Below are 16976 nucleotides of genomic sequence, written 5' to 3'. Positions count from 1 at the left end.
GGGTGAGGTCATGCCACGCGAGCAGAACCGCCCGATCACCGACCTGGGCACGCTCAAGGCCCTCGCCCACCCGCTGCGGATGCAGCTCTACCGCGCGCTGTGCGTGTCCCGGGTCGCCACCGCCTCGCACCTCGCCGACCAGGTCGACGAGGCCGTGTCCCTGGTCAGCTACCACCTGCGCAAGCTCGCCGAGCACGGGCTGATCGAGGAGGCCGAGGCGCGGAGCGGGGACGGCCGGGAACGCTGGTGGCAGCCCTCGTCGGAGGGCGTGAGCATCCGGGACCGGGACTTCCGGGACGCGCCCGAGCGGGCCGCCGCGCACCTGGCGGCCACCCGGCTCTTCCACGAGCAGCGCGCCGACATGTACCGCCGCTACCTCGACGAACGGCCCACCTGGAGCGCCGAGTGGAACGCGGCCGCCCCGGACAGCGAGTCCCTGCTCCGCCTGACCGCCGGCGAACTGGACGAACTGCGCCAGGAGTTGCTCGCCCTCGCCAGGAAGTACGACGAGAAGGGCCGGGCCGCCGAGGCCGCCGGCGACACCGAGGGGCGCGAGAACGTCGCGCTGCACATGTACGGCTTCCCGTTCCGCGTGTGACACCCCGTCCACGTCTGACTGCCGTCCGCGTCCGATGCCCGTTCCACGTCGTCCGAGAGGGCCCCCATCCGTGACCGCCACGACCGCCACGCCCACGGCCCCGGCCGACGTCGTCGACACCCCCGCCCACCGCGACGGCAACGTCCTGCGCTGGCTCGCCGCCTACACCGCCTCGATGACCGGCGACAGCGTCTACTACATCGCCCTGTCCTGGGCGGCCGTCCAGTCCGGCACACCCGCGCAGGCAGGGATCGTGATGTCGGTCAGCGCGCTTCCGCGGGCCCTGCTGCTGCTCGGCGGAGGAGTGATCGCCGACCGGTTCGGTCCGCGCAGGGTCGTCATCGGCAGTGACGCGGTGCGCTGCGCGGCCGTGCTCGCGGTGGCGGCGCTGCTGTTCCTCACCAGCCCCGGACTGTGGCCGCTGGCCCTGCTGGGCCTCGTCTTCGGGACCGTCGACGCCGTGTTCATGCCGGCCGTGGGCGCCCTCCCCGCGCGCGTGACGAGTCGCGGTCAGCTCGCGCGCGTGCAGGGCATGCGGGGGCTCGGCATCCGCTTCGCGAGCGTCGTGGGCGGCCCGCTGGGCGGCCTCGCGGTGGCGGTCGGGGGAGCGGCGGCCGCGTTCGCCCTCGCGGGAGCGCTGATCGCGATGTCCGTGCCACTGCTGATCGCCGTGCGGATACGCCCACTGCCCGCCGACGACAGGAGCAGCGACGGCAGTGCCTGGCACGACCTGCGCGCCGGGCTGGGGTACATCCGCCGCCACCGCGTCCTCGCCCCGCTGATGCTGGCCATCGCCCTCGGCGACCTCGGCTTCGTCGGGCCGCTCAACGTCGGGCTGACCCTGCTCGCCGACGAGCGGGGCTGGGGCGCCTCCGGAATGGGCTGGGTGCTCGGCGGGTTCGGAGTCGGGGCCGGTCTCGCCTCCCTGACGCTGGCGGTACGCGGGCGCGTGCCGCACGCCGGCCAGGTGATGGCGTACGCCTGTCTGTGCGGGGCGGCCGCCATCGGCGCCCTGGCCTTCGTCCCGGGCGTCGTCGCGGCCGCCGGGGTCGCCCTGCTGATCGGACTGTTCGCCGGGCTGAGCGGCGCCCTGTGCGGCGCGCTGCTCCAGACCCAGGCCGACCCCGCCCGCCTCGGCCGGGTGACCGCCGTGTCCTCACTGGTCAGCCTCGGCTTCGCACCGCTCAGCATGCCGCTGTCGGCCGCCGCGATCGGCGCCTGGGGCACCGCGCCGGTCTTCGTGACCAGCGCGGCGGTGTGCGGGCTCGGCGGGGTGGTCGTGCTGTGCGCGCGCGACCTGCGCCGCGCCGAACTCCCCACCTGACCCGTCAGATCCCGAGCTCCTTCGCCTCGTGCAGCTTGGCGATCGCCTCCTTGTCGCCGTCCAGCTCCACCTTGGCCGCGCTCTGCCGCCCGTACAGGAACAGCAGCAGCTCCGACGGCTCACCGGTCGCCGTCACGACCGGGGTGCCCCGGTGCGCCACCGCCGTCTGGCCGTCCGGGCGGCGCAGCACCAGACCGGTGGGGACACCGCGTCCCATCAGCCGGGCGGTGCGCTCCAGACGGGACCACAGGGCGTCCTGGAAGACCGGGTCCAGCTCGCGCGGAGCCCAGTCGGGGCGGGCCCGGCGCACGTCCTCCGTGTGGACGTAGAACTCCACCGTGTTCGACAGCTCCTCGACCTGCTTGAGCTGGAACGGCGAGAAACGCGGCGGGCCCGTGCGAATGAGCTGGATCAGCTCCTCGTAGGGCTTCTCGGAGAACTCGGCCATCACCCGGTCCAGGCGGGGCGCGAGCTGCTTGATCAGCAGGCCGCCGGCGGCGTCGGGACGGCGCTCGCGCACCACCACGTGCGCGGCGAGATCACGGGTGAGCCAGCCCTCGCAGAGGGTGGGGGCGTCCGGACCCTCGGCCTCCAACAGGTCGGCGAGGAGAAGTCGTTCACGCTTGGCGAAAGTCGACATGCAGTCAGCCTACGACCGCCTCGCGGGTCCGCCCAGTGGACAGGGCGCCGGTCTTGTCAGTGGCGCGCGGCACAATGGCACCCATGACCAGCACGCCCCAGCCCAGCAGCCTCGACCCCGAGATCGCCGCGCGCCTCAAGCGCAGCGCCGACGGGCTCGTCCCCGCCATCGCGCAGCAGTACGACACCGGTGAGGTGCTCATGCTCGGCTGGATGGACGACGAGGCGCTGCACCGCACGCTGACCACCGGCCGCTGCACCTACTGGTCGCGCAGCCGCCGGGAGTACTGGGTCAAGGGCGACACCTCCGGCCACTTCCAGTGGGTCAAGTCCGTCGCCCTCGATTGCGACGCCGACACCGTGCTGGTCAAGGTCGACCAGGTCGGCGCCGCCTGCCACACCGGCGCGCGGACCTGCTTCGACGAGGACGTGCTCCTCAAGGGCGGCGCCGATTCCGGTGCCGCCCTCGCGGATCAGTAAGGTCAGCCGCCATGGACCTCGAGACCTTCCGCAAGCTGGCCACCGACCGCCGTGTCATCCCCGTCACGCGCAAGCTCCTGGCCGACGGCGACACCCCGGTCGCCCTCTACCGCAAGCTCGCCGCCGAGCGCCCCGGCACCTTCCTGCTGGAGTCCGCGGAGAACGGCCGCTCGTGGTCCCGCTACTCCTTCGTCGGCGTCCGCTCCGCCGCGACCCTGACGGCCCGCGACGGCCAGACCCACTGGCTCGGCACCCCGCCCGTCGGCGTCCCCGTCGACGGCGACCCGCTGGCCGCCCTGCGCGCCACCATCGAGGCCCTGCACACCCCGCACCAGGAGGGCCTGCCGCCCTTCACCGGCGGCATGGTCGGCTACCTCGGCTACGACATCGTCCGCCGCCTGGAGAAGATCGGCCCCGGCGAGCGCGACGACCTGAGGCTCCCCGAGCTGACCATGCTCCTGACCAGCGACCTCGCCGTCATGGACCACTGGGAGGGCTCGGTCCTGCTGATCGCCAACGCGATCAACCACAACGACCTCGACACCGGCGTCGACGAGGCCCACGCGGACGCGGTGGCCCGCCTGGACGCCATGGAGGCGGACCTGTCCCGCGCGGTGGCCCAGCCCCCGGCGGTCCTGCCGCCCTCCGAGCTGCCCGAGTACACCGCGCTCTGGGGCGGCCCCGACTTCCAGGAGGCCGTCGAGGACATCAAGGAGCGCATCCGGGCCGGCGAGGCCTTCCAGGTCGTCCCCTCGCAGCGCTTCGAGACGCCGTGCACGGCGAGCGCGCTGGACGTCTACCGGGTGCTGCGGGCCACCAACCCCTCCCCGTACATGTACCTGTTCCGCTTCGACGGCTTCGACGTCGTGGGCTCGTCCCCCGAGGCCCTGGTCAAGGTCGAGGACGGACACGCCATGGTGCACCCCATCGCCGGCACCCGCTGGCGCGGGGCGACCCCGCAGGAGGACCAGGCCCTCGCCGACGAACTGCTCGCCGACCCCAAGGAGCGCGCCGAGCACCTCATGCTCGTCGACCTGGGCCGCAACGACCTCGGGCGGGTCTGCGAGCCCGGCTCGGTGGAGGTCGTCGACTTCATGTCCGTCGAGCGGTACTCCCACGTGATGCACATCGTCTCCACGGTCACCGGCAAGGTGGCGCCCGGCCGCACCGCCTTCGACGTCCTGACCGCCTGCTTCCCCGCGGGCACCCTCTCCGGCGCCCCCAAGCCCCGCGCGATGCAGATCATCGACGAACTGGAGCCGTCCCGGCGCGGGTTGTACGGCGGCTGCGTCGGCTACCTCGACTTCGCGGGCGACTCCGACACCGCGATCGCCATCCGTACGGCGCTGCTGAGGGACGGCACGGCCTACGTGCAGGCGGGCGCCGGCATCGTCGCCGACTCCGACCCCGTCGCCGAGGACACGGAGTGCCGCAACAAGGCGGCGGCGGTCCTGCGGGCGGTCCACACGGCGAACCGCCTGGGCGAGTAGGGCGATTCTCACGCGGCCCCGGGTGACCGTTCGCCCGGGGTTCGGGTGATAGTGGGGTACGTGACTGCCGTACCTCACCCCCGTTCAGAAGCCGCAGGACCCGCCAGGGCCGGCCGCCTCAGTCTCGCCGTGGCACTGCTGGCCGGTGCGCTCGGCGCGGCCGTGGCCCTGCTCGCGACCCGTCAGCGCTGGTCGGAGGGGACCGCGACGGTGGCCGGCGGCGCGTTCCCCCTGACCGCCAAGGGCAGCGACGTGACCGGTGTCCCGGCCGCGCTGGCCATAGTGGGCCTCGCCGCGCTCGTCGCCGTCTTCGCCGTACGCAAGGCCGGGCGGCTGCTGGTCGCCGGGGTGCTGGCGCTCTCCGGGGCGGGCATCGTCGTGGCGGCCCTGGTCGGCGCGGGCGACTCCGCGGCGCTGGACGAGCAGGCCGCGAAGGCGTCCGGGGACACGTCGGCGACGGTTTCCGCGCTTTCGCACACCGCGTGGCCCTATGTGGCCGTGGTCGGGGGTGCGCTGATCCTTCTGGCCGGGCTGCTCGCCCTCCGGTACGGGCGGCTGTGGCCGGCCATGTCCGGGCGGTACGAGCGGGACGGGGCGCCTCGGGTGCGTCGTAAGCCTGTTGTCGTGGATCCGGATCGGCCCGAGGACATCTGGAAGGCGCTGGACCGGGGAGAAGATCCGACGGGGGCGTAGCGGTTGCTTTTCCGCCGTCGCCCGGTGGGGGCTTGTGGCGCCCACGCGGCGGAGCCGCACATCGATACAGCCCCGCGCCCCTGTAGGGACGCGTCCAGGTGACCCCCGAATACATCGCGACCCTGCGTGCGGAACAATGGACCCCGAGCGTCCGGCTCAGTCACGTACTTCAGCACCTAGGAGCAAGCAATGGCGGGCAGCAGCCACGGTCACACCCCGGCCGCCTGGACCGGTGTCACTATCGCCTTCATCGGTTTCTGCGTCGCGGGCGCCTTCATGGTGATGGCCCAGCCGGCGGGCTTCTGGGCCGGTATGGCGATCGTGGTCGTCGGCGGAATCGTCGGCTGGATCATGAGCGCGATGGGGATGGGCATGCCCAAGGACACCCACAAGCCGCTCGCCACCTCACGGCCCGAGTCGGCGGACGCCAAGAGCTGACACGCGGACCTCGTGAAGGGGCGGCCCCGGCGAAAGTGCCGGGCCGCCCCTCACGCGTTCGACACCAGGGCGGGGGACAATGCCGGACGTGAACGCCGACACTGAGCGCGTACCGACCCGGACCGGCCTGCCGGGACGCCTGGCCGTCCCGGGCGGCATCCTCGCGGCCGTCGCCGGAGCCTTCGCGTACGTGGGGACCGTGGACCCCAACCAGCCCGGCCACTACCCCGTCTGCCCGCTCTACCGGATCACCGGCCTGTACTGCCCCGGCTGCGGCGGACTGCGCAGCGCGCACGCCTTCGTCCACGGCGACTTCCTGGCCGCGCTCCAGGACAACGCGGTGGCCGTGCTGGGCTATCTGGGCTTCGCCGTCCTGTGGACCGTCTGGGTGGTCCGCGCGGCGCGCGGCCGGCCACTGAGGCTCGGTCTCGGGCCGGTGCACCTGTGGACGGCGGGGGCATTGCTGCTGGTCTTCACGGTTGTCCGGAACCTGCCGTTCGGTGGCTGGCTTCATCCTTGATCAACTGGCGAACGTCCAGGTAGTGGGACCGGCGTCAACCGGATGCGAGGGCTACGCCCTCCTGCGGATACCATCGCAGTGACCACTTGTTCTCATCAGTCTCTGGAACTGCCGACCGTCTGGAAGGGGGCCGCTCGCGTGAGTGTGCTCGACGAGATCATCGACGGAGTCCGTGCCGACCTCGCGGAACGGCAGGCGCGCGTCAGCCTCGACGAGCTCAAGGAGCGCGCGGCGAAGGCTCCCGCGGCCAAGGACGGCGTGGCCGCACTGCGCGGGGACGGCGTCAAGGTCATCTGCGAGGTCAAGCGCTCCAGCCCCTCCAAGGGCGCGCTGGCCGCGATCGCCGACCCGGCGGGCCTCGCCGCCGACTACGAGGCGGGCGGCGCGGCCGTGATCTCCGTCCTCACCGAGCAGCGCCGCTTCGGCGGCTCGCTCGCCGACCTGGAGGCCGTCCGCGCGCGCGTGGACATCCCGGTCCTGCGCAAGGACTTCATCGTCACGTCGTACCAGCTCTGGGAGGCCCGGGCCTACGGCGCCGACCTCGCGCTGCTCATCGTCGCGGCCCTGGAACAGCCCGCCCTGGAGTCCCTGATCGAGCGCGCCGAGTCCATCGGGCTCACCCCGCTCGTCGAGGTGCACGACGAGGACGAGGTCGAGCGCGCGGTGGACGCCGGAGCGAAGATCATCGGCGTCAACGCGCGCAACCTCAAGACCCTCGAGGTCGACCGCGGCACGTTCGAGCGCATCGCCCCCGAGATCCCCGCCCACCTGGTCAAGGTCGCCGAGTCCGGCGTCCGCGGCCCGCACGACCTGATCGCCTACGCCAACGCCGGCGCGGACGCGGTCCTGGTCGGTGAGTCCCTGGTGACGGGCAAGGACCCGAAGACGGCGGTGTCGGACCTGGTGGCGGCGGGCGAGCATCCCGCTCTGCGCCACGGGCGCGGCTGATCTTTCGCTAGGCTTGCCCCGATGAACCTCACGACGACGACCACGGACAGGTACGCCCGCCTCGCGCGCGGCTGCCGCCCCCGTGGTTGCCGCGCGCCCGCACGCAGGGTGCACGGTCGTCGGGTGCGATACGTCATCGGAGACGAACCCGGACAGGTGAACGGGCGTCGATGGCAGCGCCCCATCAGGGGCGCGAGGCTCTGTTCGATGTGCGGCTACCGCCGCGCGGGCGCGACCAGCCACTGACGGCCTGCAGTCGACCAGTAAAACCTTGCCCCCACGGCGCTCAGTGTCTTTCACACGCACTCACCGTGAGGTCCAGCCATGCCCAGCGAGTTCTTCATTCCCGACCCCGAGGGTCAAGTCCCCAGCGCCGAGGGCTACTTCGGCGCGTACGGCGGCAAGTTCATCCCGGAGGCCCTCGTCGCCGCCGTGGACGAGGTCGCCGTCGAGTACGACAAGGCCAAGCACGACCCCGAGTTCGCCCGTGAGCTCGACGACCTGCTCGTGAACTACACGGGCCGTCCCTCGGCGCTCACCGAGGTGCCGAGGTTCGCCGAGCACGCCGGCGGCGCCACGGTCTTCCTGAAGCGGGAGGACCTCAACCACACCGGCTCCCACAAGATCAACAACGTGCTCGGTCAGGCCCTGCTCACCAAGCGCATGGGCAAGACCCGGGTGATCGCGGAGACCGGCGCCGGCCAGCACGGCGTCGCCACGGCCACCGCCTGCGCGCTCTTCGGCCTCGAGTGCACCATCTACATGGGCGAGATCGACACCCGGCGCCAGGCCCTCAACGTGGCCCGGATGCGCATGCTCGGCGCCGAGGTCATCGCAGTGAAGTCCGGCAGCCGCACGCTGAAGGACGCCATCAACGAGGCCTTCCGCGACTGGGTCGCCAACGTCGACCGCACGCACTACCTCTTCGGCACGGTCGCGGGACCGCACCCCTTCCCGGCCATGGTCCGCGACTTCCACCGGGTCATCGGCGTCGAGGCTCGCCGCCAGCTCCTGGAGCGGGCCGGCCGGCTGCCCGACGCGGCCATCGCCTGCGTCGGCGGCGGCTCGAACGCCATCGGCCTGTTCCACGCCTTCATCCCCGACACCGGCGTACGCCTCATCGGGTGCGAGCCCGCAGGGCACGGCGTGGACACCGGCGAGCACGCGGCGACCCTCACCGCGGGCGAGCCCGGCATCCTGCACGGCTCCCGCTCCTACGTCCTCCAGGACGAGGAGGGCCAGATCACCGAGCCGTACTCCATCTCGGCCGGTCTGGACTACCCGGGCATCGGCCCGGAGCACTCCTACCTCAAGGACTCCGGCCGCGGCGAGTACCGCGCGGTCACCGACGACGCCGCCATGCAGGCCCTGCGCCTGCTGTCGCGCACCGAGGGCATCATCCCGGCCATCGAGAGCGCCCACGCGCTGGCCGGTGCCCTGGAGGTCGGCAGGGAGCTCGGCAAGGACGGGCTGATCGTCGTCAACCTGTCCGGTCGCGGCGACAAGGACATGGACACGGCCGCGCGCTACTTCGGCCTGTACGACACCGACGCCGCCGTCGCGGCGGACGAGGCCGGTACCGGCGCCGAGATCGAGGGGGACGCCAAGTGAGCGGGAACATTCAGCTGCTGTCCGACACCCTCGCCGGTGCCAGGGCCGAGGGCCGGGCCGCGCTCATCGCCTACCTCCCGGCCGGGTTCCCGACCGTGGACGGCGGCATCGAGGCGATCAAGGCCGCCTTCGACGGCGGCGCGGACGTCGTCGAGGTGGGTCTGCCGCACAGCGACCCCGTCCTCGACGGCCCCGTCATCCAGACCGCCGACGACATCGCCCTGCGCGGCGGCGTCAAGATCGCGGACGTGATGCGGACGGTCAAGGAGACCTACGAGGCCACCGGGAAGCCGGTGCTCGTGATGACGTACTGGAATCCCATCGACCGCTACGGCGTCGAGCGCTTCACCGCCGAGCTCGCCGAGGCGGGCGGCGCGGGCTGCATCCTGCCCGACCTGCCCGTGCAGGAGTCGGCGCTGTGGAGGGAGCACGCCCACAAGCACGGGCTCGCCACGGTCTTCGTGGTCGCGCCCAGCAGCAAGGACGCGCGGCTCGCCGAGATCACCGCGGCCGGCAGCGGATTCGTGTACGCCGCCTCGCTGATGGGCGTCACGGGCACGCGTGAGTCGGTCGGGGCGCAGGCCCAGGACCTGGTCGAGCGCACCCGGGCCGCGGGCGCCGGTCTGCCCGTCTGTGTCGGGCTCGGTGTCTCCAACGCCGAACAGGCCGCCGAAGTGGCCGGCTTCGCCGACGGTGTGATCGTCGGCTCCGCCTTCGTGAAGCGGATGCTGGACGCGCCCGACGACAAGGCCGGTGTCGAGGGCGTCCGCGCGCTCGCGGGCGAGCTGGCGAAGGGCGTGCGCCGACAGGTGTAGGCCGGCCGTACGCCTGTCAGGGCGTGACGGAAACGTCGGTCACTCGAACGGGTGGACCTGGGGCCGGGGAGGCGCGGTGCGCCTCCCCGGTTCGTTCTGCGGGTGTGAGCGAGAAGAACCGTGAGGGAAAGCGCACCGCCCGGGAGCGGCTGGCGGAGGAGCGCGCGAAGCAGAAGACCGCGGAGAAGCGGCGCCGGGTGCTGATCGTGGGCGCGAGTGTCGTGTGCGTCCTCGGTCTCGCGGCGGTGGTCGGCGTCGTCGCGGCCAACTCCGGCAAGGACAAGGACAGCTCCTCGGGCCCGGTCGTGGCGCCGTCGGGGGCCAACGGCCAGGACAGTCTCGCCATCCCGGTCGGCAAGGAGGGCGCCAGGTCGACGCTCGTCGTCTGGGAGGACTTCCGCTGCCCGGCCTGCAAGGCCTTCGAGACGGCGTACCGCCCGGTCGTCCACGAGCTCACCGAGGCCGGGAAGCTCAAGGTCGAGTACCACCTGGCCACGATCATCGACGGCAACATGGGCGGCACCGGCTCGCGCAACGCGGCCAACGCGGCGGCCTGCGCCCAGGACGTCGGGAAGTTCCCGGCGTACCACGACGTCCTCTACGAGAACCAGCCCGCGGAGACCGACGACGCCTTCGCCGAGAACAGCAAGCTCCTCGAACTGGCGAAAAAGGTCGACGGGCTCGACACCCCCGCGTTCCGTACCTGTGTCGAGAAGGGCACGCACAACGGCTGGGTCGAGAAGTCCGCGGCGGCCTTCCGGGGCGGCGGCTTCAGCGGAACGCCGACGGTTCTGCTGAACGGCAAGAACATCTACCAGGACCAGACGATGACCCCGGCGAAGCTGAAGCAGCAGGTACAGGAAGCGGCCAGGGGGTAAGGATTTCAGGCCCGCCTGTTATGGACCCGTTGCCGGGCCGCCTGCCGTGGGCCCGGCCCGGCAGGGTAGCGTCGACCCTGCCATGGAACTTGCCTACATTCCCAGCCCGTCGCACGGGGTGTACCACCTCGGTCCCATCCCGCTGCGTGGCTACGCGTTCTGCATCATCATCGGCGTCTTCGTTGCCGTCTGGCTCGGCAACAAGCGCTGGATCGCCCGTGGCGGGCGGGCCGGCACGGTGGCCGACATCGCGGTCTGGGCCGTGCCGTTCGGACTGCTCGGTGGCCGCCTCTACCACGTGATCACGGACTACGAGCTGTACTTCAGCGAGGGCCGCGACTGGGTGGACGCCTTCAAGGTCTGGGAGGGCGGCCTCGGCATCTGGGGCGCGATCGCCCTCGGTGCGGTGGGCGCGTGGATCGGCTGCCGCCGCCGGGGCATCCCGCTGCCGGCCTACGCCGACGCCATCGCCCCCGGCATCGCCCTCGCGCAGGCCATCGGCCGCTGGGGCAACTGGTTCAACCAGGAGCTGTACGGCAAGCCGACCGACCTGCCGTGGGCCCTGCACATCACGTCTTCCACGGACGGCCGGGTGCCGGGCTACTACCACCCGACCTTCCTCTACGAGTCGCTGTGGTGCATCGGTGTCGCGCTGCTCGTCATCTGGGCCGACCGCCGCTTCGAGCTGGGTCACGGACGGGCGTTCGCGCTGTACGTCGCCGCGTACTGCACGGGGCGCGGCTGGATCGAGTACATGCGCATCGACGACGCCCACCACATCCTCGGGGTCCGGCTCAACGTCTGGACCGCGATCGTCGTGTTCCTGCTCGCGGTGACGTACCTCGTGGTGTCGGCGAAGAAGCGGCCGGGGCGTGAGGAGGTCGTCGAGCCGGGTGCCACCGACTCCGAGACCGAGACCGAGACCGAGGCCGAGTCCGGTGACGATGCCGAGGGCGACGAGAAGGCCGGAACCGTCGAGGTGACGGACAAGACCGACGACAAGGCCGACGACAAGACCGACGCCGAGGCCGAGTCGGCCAAGAAGACCTGACGCTCGGTCGTACGCGGACGAGGGCGCCCCGAACTGTCGGGGCGCCCTCGTCGTGTGTCAGCCGCGGTGGACCAGGGAGAGGGTGCGGTGGGCCTGGGTCACCACCGCCGCGTCGACGAAGGTGCCGTCCGGGAGGGCCTGGGCCCCCTGATGGGCCTCCGCCGCCTTGAGTACCGTCTCCGCCTGCTCGATCTCCTGCTCGGTGGGGAGGTAGGCGCGCTCGATCACCGGGAGCTGGCGGGGATGGATGGCCGCCCGGCCCAGGAAGCCCAGAGCACGGCCGTGGGCGCAGGAGGCCCGCAGGCCCTCCAGGTCCCGGATGTCGGGGTGGACCGACTGGGGTGGCGGAGGAAGGGCCGCCGCTCTCGCCGCCACGACCACTCGGGAGCGGGCCCAGTCCAGGCCCCCGTCGTGTCGTACGCCCAGGTCGGCGCGGAGGTCCGCCTCGCCGAGGGCGATGCCTCGCAGGCCCGGGTGGGCGGTGGCGATGGCGTGGGCGTGCTCGATGCCCAGGGCCGATTCCAGGAGGGCGTACAGGGGTGGTGGGGTGCCTTCTTCGCCACGGGCCGTCGTCCGCGCGACACAGGTGATCTGGCTGGGGGCGGTGACCTTGGGCAGGCGTAGACCGGCCAGGCCCGGAAGGGGGGCGATCGCTGCCAGGTCCGCTGCCGCCAGGGGGCCGGCCAGGGAGTTCACCCGGACGTGGACCGGAGTTGACTGGGGGTCGCTGAGACGTTCGGCGGTGGCCTCGCGGGCGTACCGTTTGCGGTCGGGGGCGACCGCGTCCTCCAGGTCGACGACCACGACGTCGGCGCCGGCGGTGAGGGCCTTGGTGACGGTCTCCGGGCGGTCACCGGGGACGTAGAGCCAGGTCAGAGGGTACGTCCTCACAGGGCGCCCTCCGTGCGCAGGGCCGTCAACTGGGCCTCGGTCAGGCCCAGTTCGGTCAGGATCTCGTCCGTGTCCGCGCCGTGCGGGCGGCCCGCCCAGCGGATCGCGCCGGGGGTCGAGGAGAGCCGGAAGAGGACGTTCTGCATGCGCAGGGGCCCGAGCTCGGGGTCGTCGACCGTGGTCACGGTGTCGAGCGCCTGGTACTGCGGGTCGGCCATCACGTCCCGGATGTCCTGGATCGGGGCGATCGCCGCCTCCGCCTTCTCGAAGGCCGCGAGGACGTCGGTGCGGGTGCGTGCGGCGATCCAGGAGCCGACCGCCGCGTCGAGGACGTCGGCGTGGGCGGCCCGCTGGGCGCCGGTCGCGAACCACGGCTCGTCGATCAGCTCCGGGCGGCCCACCAGGTGCATCACGCGCTCCGCGACCGACTGCGCCGACGTGGAGACGGCGACCCAGGTGCCGTCGGCCGTGCGGTAGGTGTTGCGCGGGGCGTTGTTGGCGGAGCGGTTGCCGGTGCGCTCCTGGACGTGGCCGAGCTGGTCGTACCAGGTCGGCTGGGGGCCGAGGACCGTCAGGATCGGCTCGATGAGGGCCATGTCGACGACCTGGCCCTCGCCCGTGCGGTCACGGGCCGCGAGCGCCGTCATCACCGCGTACGCCGTGGCGAGGCCCGCGATCGAGTCCGCCAGGCCGAAGGGCGGCAGGACCGGTGGCGCGTCCGGTTCGCCGGTGATCGCCGCGAAGCCGCTCATCGCCTCGGCGAGGGTGCCGAAGCCGGGGCGGCGGGAGTAGGGCCCGAACTGGCCGAAGCCGGTGACGCGGGTGAGGACAAGGCGGGGGTTGACGGCGGACAGCTCGGGCCAGCCGAGGTCCCACTTCTCCAGGGTGCCGGGGCGGAAGTTCTCGATGACCACGTCCGCGGAGGCGGCCAGCTTGAGGAAGGTGGTCCGGCCGCCCGGCTTGGACAGGTCCAGGGTGAGGGTGCGCTTGTTGCGGCCCAGGACCTTCCACCACAGGCCGATGCCGTCCTTCGAGGGGCCGTGGCCGCGGGACGGGTCCGGCTTGGCGGGGTGCTCGATCTTGACGACCTCGGCGCCGAAGTCGCCGAGCAGGGTGGCCGCGAGGGGGCCGGCGAAGAGGGTGGCCGCGTCGAGCACGCGCAGGCCTTTGAGGGGGGTCTCGGTCATGACGTGTACCGGGCCTCGATCTCGGAGCGGTAGGGCATCGACGCCGAGGCGCCTTCCCGCTGGACGGACAGTGCGGCCGCCGCGGCGGCCCAGGCCATCGCCTCCCGGATCGGCCGTTCCTCGCCGAGGGCGACGGCTAGCGTGCCCACGAACGTGTCGCCCGCACCGGTGGAGTCGACCGCGGTGACCCGCGGGGCGGGGACGACGAGGGGTTCGGCGTCCCGGGTGAGATACAGGCTGCCCGCCTCGCCCAGGGTGATCACCACGCGCGGGACCGTGTCGAGGAGGGCGGCGCCCGCGGCGAACGGGTCGGCGCGGCCGGTGAGGGTGGCCGCCTCGTGCTCGTTGGGCACCAACAGGTCGGTGGCGGAGAGGAGTTCGGGCGGCAGGGGCTGGACCGGGGCGGGGGTGAGGATCGTACGGACACCGTGCGCGCGGGCGGTCTGCGCTCCCGCGAGGACCGCTGCCAGGGGGATCTCCAGTTGGAGGAGCAGGGCGTCGGCGGAGGCGATCAGGCCCTCGTCGCCGGGGACCAGATGGTCGACGGTGCCGTTCGCGCCGGGGATGACGACGATCGCGTTGCCGCCCTCGTCGTCCACGACGATGTGCGCGGTGCCGGTGGGGCCTTCGACGGTGCGCAGGTGGTCGGTGGTGACGCCGGAGTGTTCGAGGGTGGAGCGCAGCCGGGTGCCGAAGCCGTCGTTGCCGACCGCGCCGATCATCGACACGGTGGCGCCGGCGCGGGCCGCGGCGATCGCCTGGTTGGCGCCCTTGCCGCCGGGGATGGTCCGGAACTCCCTGCCGGTGACGGTCTCTCCGCGCCGGGGCGCCTTCTCGACGTAGGCGACCAGGTCCATGTTCGTGCTGCCGAGCACGGCGATGTGGGTCATGGGCGAGCAGCCTCCCGGTGGGTGAGACGGGCCAGGGTGTCGAAGCCGGTGCCGTTGAAGTCGGCGACGGAGGTGGCCAGGCGGTTCTTGAGGGGGGTGGTCCAGCGGTCGGGGAGGTGTTCCGGGGCGCCGGCCAGGAGGGCGGCGATGCTGCCTGCCGTGGCGCCGTTGGAGTCGGTGTCCCAGCCGCCGGCGACCGCCCGGCAGACGGAGCCGGTGAAGTCGCCGTTCGCGTGGGTGAGGGCGGCGGCGATCAGCGCCGTGTTGGGGATCGCGTGGACCCAGTGGTGGGTCGCGGAGTACGTGGCGTGGAGTTCGTCCACGACCTCGTCGAAGTCGTCGTGACGTTCGGCGAGTTGGACGGCGTGGATGATCGCCCTGGTGAGGCGGGAGCGCGGGGGGATCACGCCGAGGCCGGTGCGCAGGCAGGTGTGGACGTCGGGGGTCGTCGCCGCCTGGGCGATGACGGCGGCGGTGAACATCGCCGCGTAGACGCCGTTGGCCGTGTGGGTGAGGGTGGCGTCCCGGTGGGCCTGTTCGGCCGCGGCCGCCGGGTCGCCGGGGTTGGTCCAGCCGTGGACGTCGGCGCGGATCAGGGCGCCGATCCATTCGCGGAAGGGGTTGCGGTGGCGGGCGGTTCTGGGGGGTTCCAGGCCCTGGAGGAGGTTGCGGTAGGCGATGCGTTCGGCGGTGAAGGTGCGGCCGGCGGGCAGCTCGTCGAGCCAGAGTCGCGCCACGTCCGCGGTGGTGAAGTCCTTGCCGTGGCGTCGCAGCAACAGCAGGTTCAGCAACGGGTAGTTGAGGTCGTCGTCCTCGGGCATGCCGTCGATGTTCTCGGCGAGGGAGGTCGTGGCGGAGCGGCGGTTCCAGGGGTGGGCGGCGAGGAGTTCGGCGGGGACGCCCTTCGCCGTGAAGTAGGTGTTCAGGGGCCAGTTGCCGGTGGACCGGGCGAGTTCGCGGATGGCGTCGAGGGGGAGCTTCTCCACCGGCTTGCCCAGGAGGCAGCCCACGGCCCGGCCCAGCCAGGCCGCTTCCAGGGCACCCTGGGTGAGGGTGGCCGGAGACGGGTGCGCCGGCCACGTCCGGCAGCGGGCCTTGATCCTCGCCAGGTCGGTGGGCTCGTCGTCCTCCAACGCGCTCGGCAGGTCCGCCAGTTCGTCCAGCAGGTCGTCCGCGAGCTGCCGCAGGTACCTGGACGCGGGCTGTGCCGAGGCGCCCGCCCGGGTCGGCGCCGGCCCGCCTCCCGCCGCTCGCCACCTCGCCGCGATCGCCGACGGCTCCCTGCCGTCCTGGGCCGCCTGACGGAGCTCGTGGCCGATGAGGTCCTCCGGTTGGACCCAGGTCACTCGGAGCATCTCGGACCTCCGAGTTCCGCGAAGGCCGCCTCGTGGGTCCTGCGGCGGGCCGTGTCCCGCTCGAAGATCTCCCGGGTCACGGCCGTCAGCGTCGTCGCCGGTTCCCACAGGTCCAGGCGGCTCGCCTCCGAGACCGTCTTCGACCAGTCGTCCGGGACCGGGGAGCCCAGCGCGCCCGCCATCGCCCCGGCCATCGTGGCGATCGAGTCGCAGTCCCTGCCGTAGTTCACCGCCCCGAGAACGGCCTGCCGGAAGTCGCCCGCCGCCACCAGCAACATCCCGAGGGCGATGGGGAGTTCCTCGATCGTGTGGAGGCGGGAGGGGCGCCGGGCGCCGAGGGAGGGGGCGCGGTAGTCGGGGCCGACGGTGTCGTAGGGAGCCACGGCGTCCCGCAGGGGTCGCAGGGCCGATTCGAAGTCCGTGTGGTGGGCGGCCACTTCGCAGACCTCCTCGATCGCCGTCCGCGTGCCGTCCCTCGTCAGCCGCAGACAGGCCGTCACGACCGAGTCCGGGGTCGCGCCCGGCTCGCACGCCGCCGCCACCGCCGCCGCGAAGACTCCCGCCGCCTCCCGGCCGTACGACGACTGGTGGGCGCCCGCGATGTCCAGTGCCTCGGCGTAGGCGGACCGCGGGTTCGCCGCGTTGACCAGGCCCACGGGGGCCATGTACATCGCCGCACCGCAGTTGACGATGTTGCCGACGCCCGCCTCCCGCGGGTCGACGTGACCGTAGTGGAGGCGGGTGACCAGCCATTTCTCCGCGAGGAAGACGCGGTGCAGGGGGAGGGCCTCCGTCTCCAGCTCAGGGATCCAGCGGGGGTTCGTCATCAGGTCGGGGACCAGGTGGTCGGCGATCGCGTAGGCGTCGAGGTGGTCCCTGACCCGGGCGTAGACGCGGATCAGGGCGTGGGTCATCAAGGTGTCGTCGGTGACGTGGCCGTCGCCCTTGTGGTAGGGGGCGATGGGGCGGGCGGTGCGCCAGGCGTCGCCGTTCCAGGGGCCGACGACGCCGTGGACGCGGCCGGCGTGGCGTTCGAGGATCTGGTCGGGGGAGTAGCCCTCGACCGGGCCGCCGAGGGCGTCGCCCACCGCCGCGCCGACGAGGGCTCCGGTGATCCGGTCCTCCAGGCTGCTGTCTGATGCGTTTTCTGGTTTTTTGGGCGCCATGC

General features: G+C 72.5%; 18 protein-coding genes. 12 read left to right on the top strand and 6 right to left on the bottom strand.

Features of this window, described 5'->3' with window-relative positions; all coding sequences use genetic code 11:
• Positions 1-10 precede the first annotated feature (10 nt).
• Positions 11-598 (top strand): helix-turn-helix domain-containing protein, encoded by a 588-nt coding sequence (locus ABZ098_RS01655; protein WP_356586151.1) that lies wholly within the window; start codon positions 11-13, stop codon positions 596-598.
• A 70-nt stretch (positions 599-668) separates the two neighbouring features.
• Positions 669-1922: an MFS transporter gene (locus tag ABZ098_RS01650; RefSeq protein ID WP_356586149.1), complete on the top strand. Its 1254-nt coding sequence runs from the start codon at positions 669-671 to the stop codon at positions 1920-1922.
• 4 nt (positions 1923-1926) lie between these two features.
• Here the strand turns inward: ABZ098_RS01650 and ABZ098_RS01645 are convergent, their stop codons facing one another.
• Positions 1927-2562 carry a TIGR03085 family metal-binding protein gene (locus tag ABZ098_RS01645; RefSeq protein ID WP_356586147.1) on the bottom strand — a complete coding sequence of 212 codons (636 nt, stop codon included), beginning with the start codon at positions 2560-2562 and terminating at the stop codon, positions 1927-1929.
• Between the two features lie 83 nt (positions 2563-2645).
• On the opposite strand from ABZ098_RS01645, the gene hisI reads away from it, so the two are divergent.
• The 10 genes from hisI to lgt all read left to right on the top strand — a co-directional run bounded on the left by hisI (position 2646) and on the right by lgt (position 11485).
• Positions 2646-3041: a phosphoribosyl-AMP cyclohydrolase gene (gene hisI, locus ABZ098_RS01640; protein WP_356586145.1), complete on the top strand. Its 396-nt coding sequence runs from the start codon at positions 2646-2648 to the stop codon at positions 3039-3041.
• Between the two features lie 11 nt (positions 3042-3052).
• Positions 3053-4531, top strand: a complete 1479-nt coding sequence (locus ABZ098_RS01635) for an anthranilate synthase component I (protein ID WP_356586143.1) — start codon at positions 3053-3055, stop codon at positions 4529-4531.
• 51 nt (positions 4532-4582) lie between these two features.
• Positions 4583-5224 (top strand): TIGR02234 family membrane protein, encoded by a 642-nt coding sequence (locus tag ABZ098_RS01630; protein WP_356586141.1) that lies wholly within the window; start codon positions 4583-4585, stop codon positions 5222-5224.
• 189 nt (positions 5225-5413) lie between these two features.
• Positions 5414-5662, top strand: coding sequence for an HGxxPAAW family protein (locus tag ABZ098_RS01625; protein ID WP_356586139.1), 249 nt, complete (start codon positions 5414-5416; stop codon positions 5660-5662).
• Positions 5663-5741: 79 nt separating this feature from the next.
• Entirely contained in the window at positions 5742-6182 is a 441-nt protein-coding gene (locus tag ABZ098_RS01620; protein WP_356586137.1) for a DUF2752 domain-containing protein, read from the top strand.
• 138 nt (positions 6183-6320) lie between these two features.
• Complete coding sequence (gene trpC, locus ABZ098_RS01615) at positions 6321-7130, top strand: indole-3-glycerol phosphate synthase TrpC (protein ID WP_031048148.1); 810 nt, start codon at positions 6321-6323, stop codon at positions 7128-7130.
• Between the two features lie 324 nt (positions 7131-7454).
• A complete protein-coding gene (trpB, locus tag ABZ098_RS01610; protein ID WP_356586135.1) occupies positions 7455-8741 on the top strand; it encodes a tryptophan synthase subunit beta in 1287 nt (428 codons plus the stop codon).
• On the top strand, positions 8738-9556 hold the full coding sequence (gene trpA, locus ABZ098_RS01605; RefSeq protein WP_356586133.1) for a tryptophan synthase subunit alpha: 819 nt from the start codon (positions 8738-8740) through the stop codon (positions 9554-9556). The genes trpB and trpA overlap by 4 nt, the downstream gene beginning before the upstream one ends.
• A gap of 104 nt (positions 9557-9660) precedes the next feature.
• On the top strand, positions 9661-10434 hold the full coding sequence (locus ABZ098_RS01600; protein ID WP_356586131.1) for a thioredoxin domain-containing protein: 774 nt from the start codon (positions 9661-9663) through the stop codon (positions 10432-10434).
• 82 nt (positions 10435-10516) lie between these two features.
• Positions 10517-11485: a prolipoprotein diacylglyceryl transferase gene (gene lgt / locus ABZ098_RS01595; protein ID WP_356586129.1), complete on the top strand. Its 969-nt coding sequence runs from the start codon at positions 10517-10519 to the stop codon at positions 11483-11485.
• Between the two features lie 57 nt (positions 11486-11542).
• Here the strand turns inward: lgt and ABZ098_RS01590 are convergent, their stop codons facing one another.
• The 5 genes from ABZ098_RS01590 to ABZ098_RS01570 are packed head-to-tail and all read right to left on the bottom strand — an operon-like array spanning position 11543 to position 16974.
• Entirely contained in the window at positions 11543-12376 is an 834-nt protein-coding gene (locus ABZ098_RS01590) for a CoA ester lyase (RefSeq protein WP_356586127.1), read from the bottom strand.
• Positions 12373-13563, bottom strand: coding sequence for a CoA transferase (locus tag ABZ098_RS01585; protein WP_356586125.1), 1191 nt, complete (start codon positions 13561-13563; stop codon positions 12373-12375). Before ABZ098_RS01585 ends, ABZ098_RS01590 begins: the two co-directional genes overlap by 4 nt.
• Positions 13560-14453: a ribokinase gene (gene rbsK, locus ABZ098_RS01580; RefSeq protein ID WP_356586123.1), complete on the bottom strand. Its 894-nt coding sequence runs from the start codon at positions 14451-14453 to the stop codon at positions 13560-13562. Before rbsK ends, ABZ098_RS01585 begins: the two co-directional genes overlap by 4 nt.
• Positions 14450-15808, bottom strand: a complete 1359-nt coding sequence (locus tag ABZ098_RS01575) for an ADP-ribosylglycohydrolase family protein (protein WP_356586121.1) — start codon at positions 15806-15808, stop codon at positions 14450-14452. Before ABZ098_RS01575 ends, rbsK begins: the two co-directional genes overlap by 4 nt.
• Entirely contained in the window at positions 15796-16974 is a 1179-nt protein-coding gene (locus ABZ098_RS01570; RefSeq protein ID WP_356586119.1) for an ADP-ribosylglycohydrolase family protein, read from the bottom strand. The genes ABZ098_RS01575 and ABZ098_RS01570 overlap by 13 nt, the downstream gene beginning before the upstream one ends.
• Between the last annotated feature and the right edge of the window lie 2 nt (positions 16975-16976).

Origin of the sequence: Streptomyces sp. NPDC006335, assembly GCF_040612795.1 — a bacterium.
Classification (GTDB): Bacteria; Actinomycetota; Actinomycetes; order Streptomycetales; family Streptomycetaceae; genus Streptomyces.
Note: the sequence above shows the minus strand (reverse complement) of the source record. Positions and strands in the feature narration are given on the sequence as shown.

Coding starts and splice junctions, on each gene's coding strand:
- ABZ098_RS01655 (WP_356586151.1), top strand. CDS start 11: ATGCCACGCGAGCAGAACCGCCCGATCACCGACCTGGGCACGCTCAAG.
- ABZ098_RS01645 (WP_356586147.1), bottom strand. CDS start 2,562: ATGTCGACTTTCGCCAAGCGTGAACGACTTCTCCTCGCCGACCTGTTG.
- hisI (WP_356586145.1), top strand. CDS start 2,646: ATGACCAGCACGCCCCAGCCCAGCAGCCTCGACCCCGAGATCGCCGCG.
- ABZ098_RS01635 (WP_356586143.1), top strand. CDS start 3,053: ATGGACCTCGAGACCTTCCGCAAGCTGGCCACCGACCGCCGTGTCATC.
- ABZ098_RS01625 (WP_356586139.1), top strand. CDS start 5,414: ATGGCGGGCAGCAGCCACGGTCACACCCCGGCCGCCTGGACCGGTGTC.
- ABZ098_RS01620 (WP_356586137.1), top strand. CDS start 5,742: ATGCCGGACGTGAACGCCGACACTGAGCGCGTACCGACCCGGACCGGC.
- trpB (WP_356586135.1), top strand. CDS start 7,455: ATGCCCAGCGAGTTCTTCATTCCCGACCCCGAGGGTCAAGTCCCCAGC.
- lgt (WP_356586129.1), top strand. CDS start 10,517: ATGGAACTTGCCTACATTCCCAGCCCGTCGCACGGGGTGTACCACCTC.
- ABZ098_RS01585 (WP_356586125.1), bottom strand. CDS start 13,563: ATGACCGAGACCCCCCTCAAAGGCCTGCGCGTGCTCGACGCGGCCACC.
- rbsK (WP_356586123.1), bottom strand. CDS start 14,453: ATGACCCACATCGCCGTGCTCGGCAGCACGAACATGGACCTGGTCGCC.
- ABZ098_RS01575 (WP_356586121.1), bottom strand. CDS start 15,808: ATGCTCCGAGTGACCTGGGTCCAACCGGAGGACCTCATCGGCCACGAG.
- ABZ098_RS01570 (WP_356586119.1), bottom strand. CDS start 16,974: ATGGCGCCCAAAAAACCAGAAAACGCATCAGACAGCAGCCTGGAGGAC.